The 15,422-nt window shown below is 71.8% G+C and carries 8 protein-coding genes; 3 read left to right on the plus strand and 5 right to left on the minus strand.

From position 1 onward, the window contains the following. Position 1 precedes the first annotated feature (1 nt). Together pepN and ACZ7C5_RS29380 are read right to left on the minus strand one after the other, a co-directional pair. Positions 2-2,581 carry an aminopeptidase N gene (pepN, locus tag ACZ7C5_RS29375; protein WP_401089886.1) on the minus strand — a complete coding sequence of 860 codons (2,580 nt, stop codon included), beginning with the start codon at positions 2,579-2,581 and terminating at the stop codon, positions 2-4. A gap of 149 nt (positions 2,582-2,730) precedes the next feature. Further along, positions 2,731-4,401 carry an outer membrane protein assembly factor BamB family protein gene (locus ACZ7C5_RS29380; RefSeq protein WP_470323789.1) on the minus strand — a complete coding sequence of 557 codons (1,671 nt, stop codon included), beginning with the start codon at positions 4,399-4,401 and terminating at the stop codon, positions 2,731-2,733. Between the two features lie 472 nt (positions 4,402-4,873). On the opposite strand from ACZ7C5_RS29380, the gene ACZ7C5_RS29385 reads away from it, so the two are divergent. From ACZ7C5_RS29385 to ACZ7C5_RS29395, 3 genes are all read left to right on the plus strand, one after another. Continuing rightward, the gene (locus ACZ7C5_RS29385) at positions 4,874-6,052 is read left to right on the plus strand and encodes an ROK family transcriptional regulator (protein ID WP_401089889.1); all 1,179 of its coding nucleotides are present in this window, start codon (positions 4,874-4,876) and stop codon (positions 6,050-6,052) included. 356 nt (positions 6,053-6,408) lie between these two features. Then, positions 6,409-8,313, plus strand: coding sequence for a 1-deoxy-D-xylulose-5-phosphate synthase (gene dxs / locus ACZ7C5_RS29390; protein ID WP_401089891.1), 1,905 nt, complete (start codon positions 6,409-6,411; stop codon positions 8,311-8,313). 161 nt (positions 8,314-8,474) lie between these two features. Next, positions 8,475-10,001, plus strand: coding sequence for an ArnT family glycosyltransferase (locus ACZ7C5_RS29395; protein WP_401089892.1), 1,527 nt, complete (start codon positions 8,475-8,477; stop codon positions 9,999-10,001). A gap of 162 nt (positions 10,002-10,163) precedes the next feature. Here the strand turns inward: ACZ7C5_RS29395 and ACZ7C5_RS29400 are convergent, their stop codons facing one another. The 3 genes from ACZ7C5_RS29400 to ACZ7C5_RS29410 all read right to left on the minus strand — a co-directional run bounded on the left by ACZ7C5_RS29400 (position 10,164) and on the right by ACZ7C5_RS29410 (position 15,043). Beyond that, positions 10,164-12,311, minus strand: a complete 2,148-nt coding sequence (locus tag ACZ7C5_RS29400) for a 3-hydroxyacyl-CoA dehydrogenase NAD-binding domain-containing protein (protein ID WP_401089894.1) — start codon at positions 12,309-12,311, stop codon at positions 10,164-10,166. A gap of 2 nt (positions 12,312-12,313) precedes the next feature. Beyond that, positions 12,314-13,534, minus strand: coding sequence for a thiolase family protein (locus ACZ7C5_RS29405; protein WP_188295148.1), 1,221 nt, complete (start codon positions 13,532-13,534; stop codon positions 12,314-12,316). A gap of 267 nt (positions 13,535-13,801) precedes the next feature. Then, on the minus strand, positions 13,802-15,043 hold the full coding sequence (locus ACZ7C5_RS29410; RefSeq protein ID WP_401089896.1) for a ribonuclease D: 1,242 nt from the start codon (positions 15,041-15,043) through the stop codon (positions 13,802-13,804). Positions 15,044-15,422 lie beyond the last annotated feature (379 nt).

Genomic DNA, 15,422 nt, shown 5'->3' on the forward strand with positions numbered 1-15,422 from the left:
GTCAGCGGGCCCCCGCCGCACGGTCGGCCGCCTGGGCCTTCAGCGCGCGCTCGATGCCCGCCCGCGCCTCGACCACCTGGCGCCGCAGCGCCGGCGCCGGCTCGGCCGAGGCCAGCCACGCGTCGGTCGCGTCCAGCGTCCCCTGCGTCACCTGCAGGGACGGGTACAGCCCGACGATGATCTGCTGCGAGATCTCGTGGCTGCGGCTCTCCCAGACGTCCTTCACCGCCGCGAAGTACTTCTCCGCGTACGGCGCCAGCAGCTCGCGCTGGTCGTACTGCTGGAAGCCGACGATGACGGCCTCCTGCACATAGTTCGTCAGCTTGTCGGACTCCACCACCGACGCCCAGGCCTCCGCCTTGGCCTCGGCGGTCGGCCGGGCGGCGCGGCAGGTGGCCGCGTGCTCCTGGCCGGCCGCGGTGTTGTCCCGCTCCAGCTCGGCGGCGATCAGCTCCTCGCCGGCCCGGCCGGTGGCGGCGAGCCGGCCGAGCAGGGCCCAGCGCAGCTCGGTGTCCACCGCGAGGCCCTTGATCTCGACCGAGCCGTCCAGCAGCCCGGCGAGCAGCCCGAGCTGACCGTCCGTGCGGGCGACCGAGGCGAGGGTGCGGGCCCAGGCCAGCTGGTGGTCGCTGCCGGGCTCGGCGGCCCGCAGGTGCTCCTCGGTGGCGGCGGCCCAGCGGTCGAGGCCCTGCTCGCGCCACTGCGGGTCGGTGTAGACGTCGAGGGCGAGCTTGACCTGACGCTGCACGGACTGCACCACGCCGATGTCGCTCTCGCGCCCGATGCCGGACAGCGCCAGCGACACGTAGTCGCGGGCGGCCAGCTCGCCGTCGCGGGTCATGTCCCAGGCGGAGGCCCAGCACAGCGCGCGCGGCAGCGACTCGGTGAAGCCGCCGAGGTGCTCGGTGACGACGGCCATCGAGTCCTCGTCCAGCCGGATCTTGGCGTACGAGAGGTCGTCGTCGTTCAGCAGCACGACGGCCGGGCGGTGCCGGCCGACCAGCTCGGGCACCTCGGTGCGCGCGCCGTCGAGGTCCAGCTCGATCCGGTCGGTGCGCACCAGGGCGTCACCGTTCAGCTCGTACAGGCCGATCGCGATGCGGTGCGGCCGCAGCACGGCCTCGCCCTTGGCGCCGGCGGGCAGCGCGGGGGCCTCCTGGAGCACCGCGAAGGACTCGATGTCGCCGTCGGTGTTGACGGTGACGGCGGGCCGCAGCACGTTGATGCCGGCGGTCTCCAGCCAGGCCTTGGACCAGGCCTTGAGGTCGCGGCCGCTGGCCTCCTCCAGGGCGCCGAGCAGGTCGCTGAGGCGGGTGTTGCCCCAGGCGTGGCGCTTGAAGTAGGCCTGCACGCCCTGGAAGAAGGCGTCCTGGCCGACGTACGCCACCAGCTGCTTGAGCACCGAGGCGCCCTTGGCGTAGGTGATGCCGTCGAAGTTGACCTGGACGTCCTCCAGGTCGTTGATGTCCGCCATGATCGGGTGGGTGGACGGCAGCTGGTCCTGCCGGTACGCCCAGGTCTTCATCTGGTTGGCGAACGTGGTCCAGGAGTGCGGCCACCTGGAGCCGGGGGCCTCGGCCTGGCAGACCGCCTCGGCGTAGGTCGCGAAGGACTCGTTCAGCCAGAGGTCGTTCCACCACTCCATGGTGACGAGGTCGCCGAACCACATGTGGGCGAGCTCGTGCAGGATCGTCGCGGCGCGGGCCTCGTACGAGGCGTCGGTCACCTTGGAGCGGAACACGTACTGGTCGCGCAGGGTGACGGCGCCCGCGTTCTCCATCGCGCCGGCGTTGAACTCCGGGACGAAGAGCTGGTCGTACTTGGCGAACGGGTAGGGGAAGTCGAACTTCTCCTGGAAGTAGTCGAAGCCCTGCTTGGTGACCTCGAAGATCGCCTCCGGGTCCAGGAACTCGCGCAGCGACGGCCGGCAGTAGACGCCCAGCGGCACCTTCTGCTCGCCGTTCTCGTAGGTGTCGAAGACCCCGACGTACGGGCCGGCGACGAGCGCGGTGATGTAGCTGGAGATCCGGCCGGTGGGCTCGAACGTCCAGACCCGGGTGTCGCCTTCGCCGGCCGGCTCCGGGGTCGGCGAGTTGGAGACCACGACCCAGCCGTCGGGCGCGGTCACGGTGAACGCGAACGCGGCCTTCAGATCGGGCTGCTCGAAGTTGGCGAAGACCCGGCGGGCGTCCGGCACCTCGAACTGGGTGTACAGGTAGGTCTCGCCGTCGACCGGGTCGACGAACCGGTGCAGGCCCTCACCGGTGTTGGTGTACTCGCAGTTCGCGACGACCCGCAGCTCGTTCTCGGCCGCCAGGTCCGGCAGCGGGATGCGGCTGTCGGCGAAGCTCGCCGGGTCGAGCCGCACGCCGTTGAGGGTGATCTCCTCGACGCTCGGGGCGACGAGGTCGATGAAGGTCTCCGCGCCGGGGGTGGTGGCGGTGAACCGGACCACGGTGGTGGACCGGAAGGTGCCGCCGTCGCGGGCCGAACCGAGGTCGAGCTCGATGTCGTACGCGTCCACGCGGAGGAGGTCGGCCCGGGTGCGGGCCTCCTCACGGGTCAGGTTTGTGCCGGGCACTCGCTGCACTCCTTTGTCAGACTGATGGTCCGAATCCTCGCATGTCCAACGTACGGACCCGCCGGAAAATCACAGGCGGGGCGGGCCCGGGCGAATTGCCCGTTCCCGCCCCGCCCGCGTGGGTCGCGACGAGGGTCACGCCCCCGGCGTCACTTCTTCCACTTGGTCAGCGGGCCTTCGCTGGCGCTGTAGCGGCGGAACGCGTAGACCGCGGCGCCGTCGTCCGAGACGAGGTACTCGGAGGTGCTGCTGCCGATGCTCATGCTGCTGGGCATCGCCATGGTGCCGAGGTCGGACAGCGAGCCGTCGGCCGGCGAGAGCGTCACCAGCCGGGCCGGCTTGTTGTAGCCCTGGTCGACGACCGCGCGGACCTTGCCGTCCTTGTCGGTCCCGGCCACCAGGCGCATGTCGTTGCTCGCCGAGCCTGAGGTGGCCGCCCACAGGCGCTTGCCGGTGTTCAGGTCGTAGGCGTTGATGCCCGGCTTGCTGCCGCTCACCTGGACGTACAGCGTGGTGCCGCTGACCACGTTCCGGGTCACGGCCTCGTCCTGGCCGGACAGGCGCAGGCTGTCCGAACCGGGCTCCTTGACGGACATCTGGTTGCCCGGCTTGTTGTCCTTGTCGAACGGCAGGACGTAGTCGCCCTGCGGACCGCTGGACATCAGCAGCACCAGCGGCTTGTCCTGGACGACCGAGTCGACCTCCTCGATGCTGCCGGTGAGGGTGATCGGGGTGCTGGCCGCCTTGCCGGTCTCGGCGTTGACGATGACCAGCTGCGACTTCGGGCCGCTGGTGCCGTAGCAGCGGTCGCTGACCGCGATCTGGGTGCCGGCCGCCTTGCCGCGCAGGGTGCAGTCCTTGTCGCGGGGCTGGTACTGCCAGGCCGGCTGGCCGGTGGCGATGTTCAGGGCGCCGACCGCGTTGCCGCCGACGGCGACCACGTTCTCGGTGACACTGAGGGTCGGCGAGGACATCCGGTCGGCCGAGACCTTGACGCTCCAGAGCAGCTTGCCCTGGGCCAGGTCGACGGCGCCGACGGTGGAGCAGTCGCTGTCACCGGTGTTGAAGGAGACGGCGGCGACGCCCTTGGAGTTGGCGCCGTACGAGGCCGTGCACAGCTCCTTGCTGCCGGCCGGGGCCGCGATCGTCCAGGCCTCCTTGCCGTCGGTCAGGTTGTAGGCCCTGATGCCGGAGCTGTCGACGCGCACCGCGAGCTTGTCGGTGCCCCAGACGCCGAGCAGCTGGTTCGAGCTGTCCGAGTTGGCCGGCTTGGGGGCGCTCCAGGCGACGTTGAAGGTGGAGCCCTTGGAGCCGGGGCTGGTGGTGGGGCTGGGGCTGGTGCTGGTCCCGCCGGTGTCGGTGGATCCGCTGGTGCCGCCGGTGCCGCTGCTGATCGGGCCCGGCGCGGGGTCGGGCTCCGGGTCGTTGCCCTTCAGCAGGACGACCAGGGCGACCGCGATCGAGACCGCCAGCACACCGCCGATGATCCCGCCCCAGAGCATCACGGGGTTGCGCTGCTTGGGCGCGACGGGCGCACCCGGGTAGCCGTAGCCGGGCTGCTGCGGGTAGTTGTAGCCGCCGGCGTTGTAGGCCTGCCCGGGGTCCGGGGCGCCGTACCCGGGGACCGGGTCGTACGGGCCGACCGGTGCGGCGCCGGGCGGCGGCGGGGCCTGGCTGGGGAACCCGGTCGCGGTCGGCGCGTAGGCCGTGTACTCCGGGCTGCCGACCGGCGGCTGGGCGGGCGGCTGCGCGGGCGGTGCCGGCGGCGGGCCCGCGGGCGCGGCCTGCCCGGGGACGGCGGCGCCGTCGAGCTGAGTCATCTGGTCCGCGACGGCGGCCGGATCCACCCCGCTGCCTGGCGGGCGCCCGAACGAGACGCCCCGGTTGTCCTGCGGACCGTTGCCGGGCGTTTCGCCTGCCCCCGGCGTAGGGTGATCCCCTGCCATCTGATTCCCCGTCATGTCTGGAAGAGTCCCCCGTCGGTGCCGTCCACGGTTCCGGGAGGGACGGGTGAGAATTGGACACCATGGTAGTGGTGTGCCGTTTTCGGCTGCCGCCAGGACCGTCGGACCCCGTCCTCGCAGGCCCGGGCCGTGCAACACCTTCACCCGTCGGCCACCGCGCCCCCACCTCCGCGCCCCGCGTCCCTGCCCGCGCCCGTCCGCGCGCCCCCCGTGCCCCGTGTGCATCCGCCCGCCCCGGCCGGGATCTCCGGCCAGGCCCCCGGGCCTTACCCTTCAGGAGTTGAAGGGGACGCCCGGCGGAGGGGTCCCCGCCCTGGGAGGGTGGATCATGCCGACGGACACACCGGGCTCGCAGTCGTCCCTGCACCGGGCGAACCTGGAACGGGTGCTCCGCGCGGTGCGGATGGCCGGATCGCTGACCCAGGCCGAGATCGCCCGCGGCACCGGCCTGTCCGCGGCCACCGTGTCCAACATCGTGCGGGAGCTGAAGGAGAGCGGCACCGTCGTGGTCGCCGACACCTCCTCCGGCGGCCGGCGCGCCCGCAGCGTCTCGCTCAGCGGGGACGCCGGGATCGTGGTCGGCATCGACTTCGGCCACACCCACCTGCGCGTCGCGGTCGGAAACCTGGCCCACCGGGTGCTGGCCGAGGAGAGCGCGCCGATCGACGTGGACGTCTCCGCCCAGCAGGGCTTCGACCGGGCCGAGGCGATGGTCGAGCGGCTGCTGGCGCAGGCCGGGTTCCGCCCGGAGAAGGTGATCGGCGTCGGCCTCGGCGTACCGGGACCGATCGACGTGGAGACCGGCGCGCTCGGCTCCACCGCGATCCTGCCCGGCTGGACGGGCGTCGCCCCCGGCCGGGAGCTGGGCGAGCGGCTCGGCATGCCGGTTCACGTGGACAACGACGCCAACCTGGGCGCGCTCGGCGAGCTGGTCTGGGGCGCCGGCCGCGGACTGAGCGACCTCGCGTACATCAAGGTCGCCAGCGGTGTCGGCGCGGGACTGGTGGTGAACGGCCAGATCTACCGCGGCCCCGGCGGCACCGCGGGTGAGATCGGGCACATCACCCTGGACGAGGCCGGGCCGGTCTGCCGCTGCGGCAACCGCGGCTGCCTGGAGACCTTCGTCGGTTCCCGCTACCTGCTCTCCCTGCTCGCCCCCACCCTCGGCCAGGGCCTCAGCCTGACCCGGGTGGTCGAGCTGGCCCACCAGGGCGACCTCGGCTGCCGTCGGGTGATCGCCGACGCCGGCCGGCAGATCGGCACCGGCGTCGCCACCCTGTGCAACCTGCTGAACCCCCGCCGGGTGATCCTCGGCGGGGACCTCGCCGAGGCCGGTGAGCTGGTGCTCGCCCCGATCCGGGACTCGGTGGCCCGCTACGCGATCCCCAGCGCCGCCCGTCAGCTCTCGATCGTCCCCGGCACTCTCGGCGGCCGGGCCGAGGTGCTCGGCGCGCTGGCCCTGGTGATGAGCGAGATGGGGGAGTCCGGCGCCCTCGGCCGGGCCTGACACCGTCGTCCGGCACCGCCGCGGGGTCCGACCCGAACAGTCACCCCTGAACAGTCACCCCTGAACAATCACTCCTGAACGGTCGATCTCGAATAGTCGATCCTGACTGGTCGATCCCGAATAAATAAGCGTGATCAAACACCTGTGCGTCAACTTGATGTGACTCACATCCCCTGCCCGACCTCCCGGAATGGCGGTAACCGAACGGCGGCACCGGGCGCGCCGCTCGGTGTCCGGGAGGCGGACATTAGACTCGACCGGTCGGCACCGGCCGCGAGCGTCGGCGTGCCGCCGGACCGGGCAGCGACGCCCGTCGGACCGTCCGTGGTCCGCGAACACTGAACGAGGAGGAACGGGTGGCCCTGCTGACCCGCATTCGGGGACCGCGCGATCTCGACCGGCTCACGCCCGGACAGCTGGCCGCGCTGGCCCAGGAGATCCGGACCTTCCTGGTGACCGAGGTCTCGAAGACGGGCGGCCACCTCGGCCCCAACCTCGGCGTGGTGGAGCTCACCATCGCGCTGCACCGGGTCTTCGACTCGCCGCGCGACCGCATCCTCTTCGACACCGGCCACCAGAGCTACGTCCACAAGCTGCTCACCGGCCGCCAGGACTTCTCGCGGCTGCGGACGAAGGGCGGCCTCTCCGGCTACCCGTCCCGCGCCGAGTCCGAGCACGACGTGATCGAGAACTCGCACGCCTCCACCGTGCTCTCGTACGCCGACGGCCTGGCCAAGGCCAACCAGGTGCTGGGCAAGAACGACCCGGTCGTCGCGGTGATCGGCGACGGCGCGCTCACCGGCGGCATGGCCTGGGAGGCGCTCAACAACATCGCCGACGACAAGGACCGCCCGGTCGTCATCGTCGTCAACGACAACGAGCGCTCGTACTCCCCGACCATCGGGGGCATGGCCAACCACCTCGCCACCCTGCGCACCACCCAGGGCTACGAGCGCTTCCTCTCCTGGGGCAAGGACGCGCTCCAGCGCACCCCGGTGGTCGGCCAGCAGCTGTTCGAGACGCTGCACGGCGCCAAGAAGGGCCTCAAGGACTTCATCGCCCCGCAGGGCATGTTCGAGGACCTCGGCCTCAAGTACATCGGCCCGATCGACGGCCACGACCTGACCGCCCTGGAGTCCGCGCTGACCAAGGCGCGCGGCTTCGGCGGCCCGGTGATCGTGCACTGCCTCACCGAGAAGGGCCGCGGCTACCACGCCGCCGAGAACAACGACGAGGACCGCTTCCACGCGGTCGGCGTGATCCACCCGGAGACCGGCCTGCCGATCAAGAGCGCGGGCAAGGACTGGACCTCGGTCTTCGCCGAGGAGATGGTCGCGCTCGGCCACGAGCGCGAGGACATCGTCGGCATCACCGCCGCCATGCTCCACCCGGTGGGCCTGGCCCCGTTCGCCAAGGCCTTCCCGGACCGCATCTTCGACGTCGGCATCGCCGAGCAGCACGCCGTCACCAGCGCCGCCGGCCTGGCCACCAACGGTCTGCACCCGGTCTTCGCGGTCTACGCGACCTTCCTGAACCGGGCCTTCGACCAGGTCCTGATGGACGTCGCCCTGCACAAGCTGGGCGTCACCTTCGTGCTGGACCGGGCGGGCGTCACCGGTACCGACGGCGCCTCGCACAACGGCATGTGGGACATGTCGATCCTCCAGGTCGTCCCGACCCTGCGGCTGGCCGCCCCGCGCGACGCCGACCAGGTCCGCGCCCAGCTGCGCGAGGCCGTCGAGGTCAAGGACGCCCCGACCGTGGTCCGCTACTCCAAGGGCACGGTCGGCCCGGCCGTCCCCGCGGTCGGCCGGGTCGGCGGCATGGACCTGCTGCGCACCGCCGAGGAGCCCTCCGGCGCCCACCGCGCCGACGTGCTGATCGTCTCGGTCGGCGCGATGGCCACCACCAGCCTGGAGGTCGCCGACCTGCTGGCCGCCCAGGGCATCACCGCCACCGTGGTGGACCCGCGCTGGGTCAAGCCGGTGGACGCGGCCCTGCCGGGCCTGGCCGCCGAGCACCGGGTGGTCGTCACGATCGAGGACAACGGCCGGGTGGGCGGCGTCGGCGCCGCCGTGGCGCAGGCGCTGCGGGACGCGGACGTGGATCTGCCGGTGCGGGACTTCGGAATCCCGCAGGAGTTCCTGGACCACGCCAGCCGGAACGAGATCCTGGCCGAGATCGGCCTGAACGCTCCGGACATCGCCCGAAAGGTGACCGCACTGGTCGCCAAGCTGGACGCGGCGCCGGTCAAGGCCTGACCAGCGGGTGTGCGGTTCGCACGGACTCCGGCCGCTCACCCGTTCCACCGACGACTGTTCGTCGTAACTCCGTAACAGTTCGTCACGAAACAAGCTGACAATCGCATGGAAAGGCGGGACCGGCGCCATGGGCGCCGATCCCGCCCGGTAGGTTGTCAACCGTGTCGACCCCCACCCGCCTCCGCCTCACCGGACTGGCCGAGCGCCTGCCCGAGCGCGTCCTCACCCATGTCCGCAGTGGGTACTGGACCAGGCTGGTGCCGGTGCTCGCGCTGGTCGCACTGCTCACCCACATCCCCTCCTTCGCCCGGCCCGTGTGGAGCCCGGACGAAGGCTTCCTGGCCACCCAGGCGCGGATGCTGGCGGACGGCGGGGTGCTCTACGACACCGTCGTGGACCGCAAACCGCCGTTGCTGCCCTGGCTCTACCAGGCCTGCTTCGCGGTCTTCGGCTCCGCCTCGCTCTGGCCGCTGCGCACCCTGGCGGTGGTGGCCCACCTGGTCACCGCGATCCTGCTGGCCTCGATCGCCCGCGGCCGCTGGGGCAACCGGGCCGGGGCCGGCGCCGGACTGCTCTACCTGCTGGTCTCCATCGGGCTCTCCCCCGAGGACACCCAGGCGGCGACCTTCGAGGTCTTCATGCTGCCCGCCATGGTGGCCGCCTTCCGGTACGCCGAGCGGCGCCGCTGGCTGGCCGCGGGCATCGCGGTCGCCCTGTGCTCACTGACCAAGCAGACCGGCGGCGCGGTGCTGCTGCCGGTGCTCTGGATGCTGTTCCAGGACGCCCGCCGGCGCGGGGTGCGCTGGCCGCCCGCACTGTTCAAGATCGGGTTCGGCTTCACCCTGCCGATAGCGCTGGTCGCGGTGATCCTCACCAAGCCGAAGGGCTTCCTCTTCTGGGTCGTCACCGGCAGCGGGGACTACGCCACCTTCGGCGGCGCCTGGCTCCAGATGCTCGGCCGGGCGCTCGGCAACTCGGCCATCCTGGTCGCGGCCGGCCTCGGCTTCCTGCTCCCGGTCGGGCGGCGGCTCTGGCTGAAGTACCGCCACCGTCCGCTGCCGGTGGCAGGCGAGGAGCACGGCTCGACCACGGACCTGTGGGTCTGGCTGCTCTCCTCGGTCGTCGCGGTCAGTGTGGGCTTCCACTTCTTCGGCCACTACTACCTCCAGCTGATGCCGCCGCTGGTGCTGCTGGGCACCGGGGCGGTCGCCACCTCGGCGGTCCGCTGGAAGCCGGTCCTGCTGTACACCACGGCCGCCGCCACGGTGTTCTGGGGCCTGGCGCTGGCCTGGCCCGGGGAGCGGCTCAACCGCACCACCGAGGTCGCCACCGCCGTCGCCAACCAGACCACCCCCAAGGACACCCTGCTGGTCTGGGGCATGCACCCCGAGCTGTACTGGCTGGCCGACCGCAAGCCCGCCACCCGCTACCTGACGGCGGGCTTCCTCACCAACTTCAGCGGCGGCAAGGACGGCAGCCAGAACGTCGGCGAGGATTTCAGCGTCTCCAACGCCTGGCAGACCTTCGACAAGGAACTGGCCAACGGTCTGCCCGAGGTCGTGGTCGACGACTCCGGCATCTCCCCGTACCAGCCCGTCATGGTCCCCCGGATCGAGAACCTGCTGGACACCCACTACGAGATGGTCGGCGTCTTCGCCGACACCGTGGTCTACCGCCTCAAGCACTGAGACCTCCGTACACGGCCTGCAACCCCCGCACGTCCTGAGACCTCCGCGCAAGCCCGAGACCTCCGTACACGGCACACGCCCGAGGAGAACCCGGTACACACGGAGGAGCCCCGGTGACCAGCTGGTCACCGGGGCTCCTCCGTGTACGGGGGCCGTTCGCCGCTAGGCGGGAACCGAGGCCACACCGGGGGCGAGGAACGCCTTGCCGTTCACCCGCTCCGAGACGCCCTCACGGTCCAGGTACGGGGTGATCCCGCCCAGGTGGAAGGGCCAGCCGGCACCGGTGATCATGCAGAGGTCGATGTCCTGCGCCTCGGCGACGACACCCTCCTCCAGCATCAGGCCGATCTCCTGCGCCACGGCGTCCAGGGCGCGGACGCGGACCTGCTCCTCGGTCAGCACCGAGTCGCCGAAGGACAGCAGCTCCAGCACCTCGGGGTCGAGGACCTGCTGTCCGTCCACCCAGGTGTAGAAGCCGCGCTTGCCGGCCTTGACCACCTTGGCGAGGTTCTCGGAGACGGTGAACCGCTCCGGGAAGGCGCCGTGCAGGGTCTCCGAGACGTGCAGCGCGATGGCCGGGCCGACCAGCTCCAGCAGCACGATCGGGGACATCGGCAGGCCGAGCGGCTCGACGGCCTTCTCGACGTCGGCGATCGGGGTGCCCTCGTCGATGATGCCCTGGATCTCGCCCATGAAGCGGGTCAGGATCCGGTTCACCACGAACGCCGGGGCGTCCTTGCACAGCACCGAGGTCTTCTTCAGCTTCTTGGACACCGCGAAGGCGGTGGCCAGCGAGGCGTCGTCGGTCCGCTCGCCGCGGACGATCTCCAGCAGCGGCAGGATCGCGACCGGGTTGAAGAAGTGGAAGCCCACGACCCGCTCGGGGTGCTCCAGCTTCGAGGCCATCTCGGTGACCGACAGCGAGGAGGTGTTGGTCGCCAGCACACAGGTCGGCGAGACCACGTTCTCCAGGTCCGCGAAGACGGCCTGCTTGACGCCCATCTCCTCGAACACGGCCTCGATGACGAAGTCCGCGTCGCCGAAGGCGGCGGCCTTGTCCAGCGAGCCGGAGACCAGGCCCTTGAGGCGGTTGGCCTTGTCCTGGCCGATCCGGCCCTTGCCGAGCAGCTTGTCGATCTCGGCGTGGACGTAGCCGACGCCCTTGTCCACGCGCTCCTGGTCGATGTCGGTGAGGACCACCGGCACCTCCAGACGGCGGGCGAACAGCAGCGCCAGCTGCGAGGCCATCAGACCGGCGCCGACGACGCCGACCTTGGTGACCGGGCGGGCCAGCGACTTGTCCGGCGCGCCGACCGGGCGCTTGGCCCGGCGCTGCACCAGGTTGAAGGCGTAGATGCCGCTGCGCAGCTCGCCGCTCATGATGAGGTCGGCCAGCACGGCGTCCTCGGCGTCGAAGCCGGCCTGGAGGCTCGCCTTGTCGGCGAGGTCGAAGTCCTTGGCGGCGGCGATGATGTCCAGCGCCTTGTAGGCGGCCGGAGCGGCGCCGTGCACCTTGGCGTCGGCGACCAGGCGGCCCCAGGCGACGGCGTCGTCCCAGGCCTTGCCGCGGTCGATCGCCTCGCGCTCGACGACGACGTCGCCCTTGACGACCTTGGCGGCCCAGAGCAGCGACTGCTCCAGGAAGTCGGCCGGCTCGAAGATCGCGTCGGCGATCCCCAGCTCGAACACGTCCTTGCCCTTGAGCTGCTTGTTCTGGTTCATCGAGTTCTCGACGATGACCTTGACGGCCTTACCGGCACCGACCAGGTTCGGCAGGATGGTGCAGCCGCCCCAGGCGGGGACGAGGCCGAGGAAGACCTCGGGCAGCGAGAACGCCGGGACGCCCGCGGACACCGTGCGGTAGTCGCAGTGCAGGCCGACCTCGACGCCGCCGCCCATCGCCGCGCCGTTGTAGAAGGCGAAGGTGGGGACGGGCAGCGCGGCGATCCGCTTGAAGACGTCGTGGCCGCCCTTGCCGATGGCCAGCGCGTCCGCGTGCTCCTTGAGCAGCTCGACGCCCTTGAGGTCGGCGCCGACCGCGAAGATGAACGGCTTGCCGGTGATCGCGGCACCGACGATCGCGCCCTCGGCGGCCTCGGCCTCGACCTGGTCCAGCGCCTCGTTCAGCTTGAGCAGCGAGCCCGGGCCGAAGGTGGTCGGCTTGGTGTGGTCGAAGCCGTTGTCCAGGGTGATCAGCGCCAGCCGGCCGGCCTGGAACGGCAGGTCGAGGTGGCGGACGTGCGCGGTCGTGACGACCTCGCCGGGGAAGAGTCCGGCGCCGTGGGTCAGCAGCTCGGTCGTGGTGCTCATGCTCACTTACCGCCCTCGACGAAGTGGGGGTTCTCCCAGATGACGGTGCCGCCCATGCCGAAGCCGATGCACATCGTGGTGAGGCCGTAGCGGACGTCCGGACGCTGCTCGAAGCGGCGGGCCAGCTGGTTCATCAGGCGCACGCCGGAGGAGGCCAGCGGGTGACCGAAGGCGATCGCGCCGCCGTACGGGTTGACCCGCTCGTCGTCGTCCGCGATGCCGTAGTGGTCGAGGAAGGCCAGCACCTGCACGGCGAAGGCCTCGTTGACCTCGAACGCGCCGATGTCGTCGATGGTCAGACCGGCCTTGGCCAGCGCCTTCTCGGTGGCCGGCACCGGGCCGATGCCCATGACCTCGGGCTCCACGCCCGCGAAGGCGTAGGAGACCAGGCGCATCTTGACCGGGAGGCCGAGCTCCTCGGCGACGTCCTCGGCGGCCAGCAGCGAGGCGGTGGCACCGTCGTTCAGACCGGCCGAGTTGCCCGCGGTGATGTTGCCGTGCGGGCGGAACGGGGTCTTCAGACCCGCCAGGTTCTCCATCGTGGTGCCCGGGCGCATCGGCTCGTCCACGGTGGCCAGGCCCCAGCCGGTCTCGCCGACGTCGGGGTTGGTGTTGCGGATCGAGATCGGCACCAGGTCGGGCTGGATGTCGCCGTTGGCGTACGCCTTGGCGGCCTTCTCCTGGGAGCGCACGGCGTAGGCGTCGCAGCGCTCCTTGGTCAGGTGCGGGAAGCGGTCGTGCAGGTTCTCCGCGGTCATGCCCATGAACAGGGCGGACTCGTCGACCAGCTTCTCGGAGACGAAGCGCGGGTTCGGGTCGACGCCCTCGCCCATCGGGTGGCGGCCCATGTGCTCGACACCGCCGGCCACGACCACGTCGTACGCGCCGAAGGCGATGCCGCCGGCGGTGGCGGTCACGGCGGTCAGCGCGCCGGCGCACATGCGGTCGATCGAGTAGCCGGGGACGGACTTCGGCAGCCCGGACAGCAGGGCGGCGGTGCGCCCGATCGTCAGACCCTGGTCGCCGATCTGCGTGGTGGCCGCGATGGCGACCTCGTCGATGCGCTCGACGGGCAGGCTCGGGTTACGGCGCACGAGTTCCCGGATGCACTTGACGACCAGGTCGTCGGCGCGGGTCTCGTGGTAGATGCCCTTCGGGCCTGCCTTGCCGAACGGGGTGCGGACGCCATCGACGAAGACGACGTCCCTCGCGGTACGAGGCACGGGGGCTCTCCTCCCAGGGACCAACAATTCGAGGTGGGCGGGCTGCCGCCGTCGAAGACCCGAGCGGCGCCGCATCACCGCCATGCTACCCGCCGGTAACCAACCTGCCCAGGCCCCACGGAGTGATCGGCCCGTGTGTCCCCGGACACGTTCCCGGCCCCGCCCGACCAGGGGCGCTCCTCCCGGGTACGGCGAAGGGGATGTCGCCCGAACGGACGACATCCCCTTCCACGCGTTGCCGGGCCACGATCGGGACCCGCCCCGTGATCAGTCCTGGGCCGCGGCCGCGGCGAACGCGGCGGCCACCGCCGGCGCCACCAGGTCCACCTGCCACTGCCGGGCGCCGAGCCCGCGCAGCGCGAAGGCCACGCCCTCGGGGCCCGGGTCGGCCGGCGGCTGCCAGGACACCCGCCGGACCAGGTCCGGAGTGATCAGGTTCTCGGGCGGCAGGTGGTACCGGTCGGCCAGCTCGCTGACCGCGCTGCGCGCGCCGGACAGCCGGGCGGCGGCCACCGGGTCCTTCTCGGCCCAGGCCCGCGGCGGCGGAGGTCCGTCGTGCGGCGCGGCGGCCGGCGGCAGCAGGTTCTCCGGGATCTCCCGGGCGCGCTGCACGGCGGCCAGCCACTGTTCCAGCTGGCGGCGGTGCACCCGCGGCCCGAAGCCCTGGACGGCCTGCAGGGAGGCGATGTTCAGCGGCATGGCCAGCGCGGCGTTGACGATCGCGGCGTCCGCGAGCACCCGGCCGGGGGAGACGTCGCGCTCCTGCGCCATCCGGTCGCGGGCCAGCCACAGCTCGCGCACCACGGCCAGCTGGCGGCGCCGGCGGATCTTGTGCAGCTGCGAGGTGCGGCGCCACGGGTCGTTGCGCGGGGCCGGGCGGGGCGCGGCGGCGATCGAGGCGAACTCCTCCATGGCCCAGCCGAGCTTGCCCTGGGCGTCCAGCTCCTGTTCGAGTGCGTTGCGCAGCTCGACCAGCACCTCGACGTCCAGAGCCGCGTAGCGCAGCCACGGCTCGGGCAGCGGGCGGGTGGACCAGTCGACCGCCGAGTGCTCCTTGGCCAGGCTCAGCCCGAGCACGTTCTCGGTCATCGGCCCGAGGCCGACCCGGGCGAAGCCGGCGATCCGGCCGGCCAGCTCGGTGTCGAACAGCTGCCGGGGTCTCATGCCCACGTCGGCCAGGCAGGGCAGGTCCTGGCTGGCCGCGTGGACCACCCATTCGGCGTCCTCGACGGCCCTGCCGAGCGCGCTGAGGTCGGGGCAGGCGATCGGGTCGATCAGGGCGGAGCCGGAACCCGCGCGGCGCAGCTGGATGAGGTAGGCGCGCTGCCCGTAGCGGTATCCGGAGGCCCGTTCGGCGTCGACCGCCACCGGTCCGGTGCCCGCGGCGAAGGCGGAGACGACGGCGGCCAGCGCCTGCTCGTCCGTCACCACGGGCGGGATCCCCTCCCTGGGCTCGAGGAGCGGGACCGGGGCTGCTTCTTCTGGGATGGCTGCTACGGCGTCGGTCACCCCCCAAGGGTACGACGGTCCTCGGGGCCGGGAGTGTTGTCGGACTGGTCAGACTGTTGATCGCCCGCGCCGGTCGTCGGATCTGATCACCTGTACCGATCGTCTGTACCGATCACCGGATCCGATCGCCCGCGCGCCGTCGGGTTGCGCGCTGTCGGGTCGCCCGGAGCCGGAGCCGGAGCCGGAGCCGGACCCACTGCCCGACCCGGTGCCCGCGGTCGGCACTCGCCCTCGGGCCGCGGCCGACGGGCTCCCGGTGCAGCGCTGCGGCGGCTGAGGAGGAAAAAGTCCCCCCCCGCCCGCTCGAGGGGGCAGGAGGGCCCGAGTAGAGGAAGAGATCAGTGGTGAGCGGCAAAACAAACCCCCCCACGTGAGGGTC

It is taken from the genome of Kitasatospora sp. NPDC036993, from assembly GCF_055607525.1.

Bases quoted from the DNA above. Each gene is read 5' to 3' on its own strand.
- ACZ7C5_RS29400 (WP_401089894.1), bottom strand. From the start codon at position 12,311: ATGAGCACCACGACCGAGCTGCTGACCCACGGCGCCGGACTCTTCCCC.
- ACZ7C5_RS29380 (WP_470323789.1), bottom strand. From the start codon at position 4,401: ATGACTCAGCTCGACGGCGCCGCCGTCCCCGGGCAGGCCGCGCCCGCG.
- ACZ7C5_RS29385 (WP_401089889.1), top strand. From the start codon at position 4,874: ATGCCGACGGACACACCGGGCTCGCAGTCGTCCCTGCACCGGGCGAAC.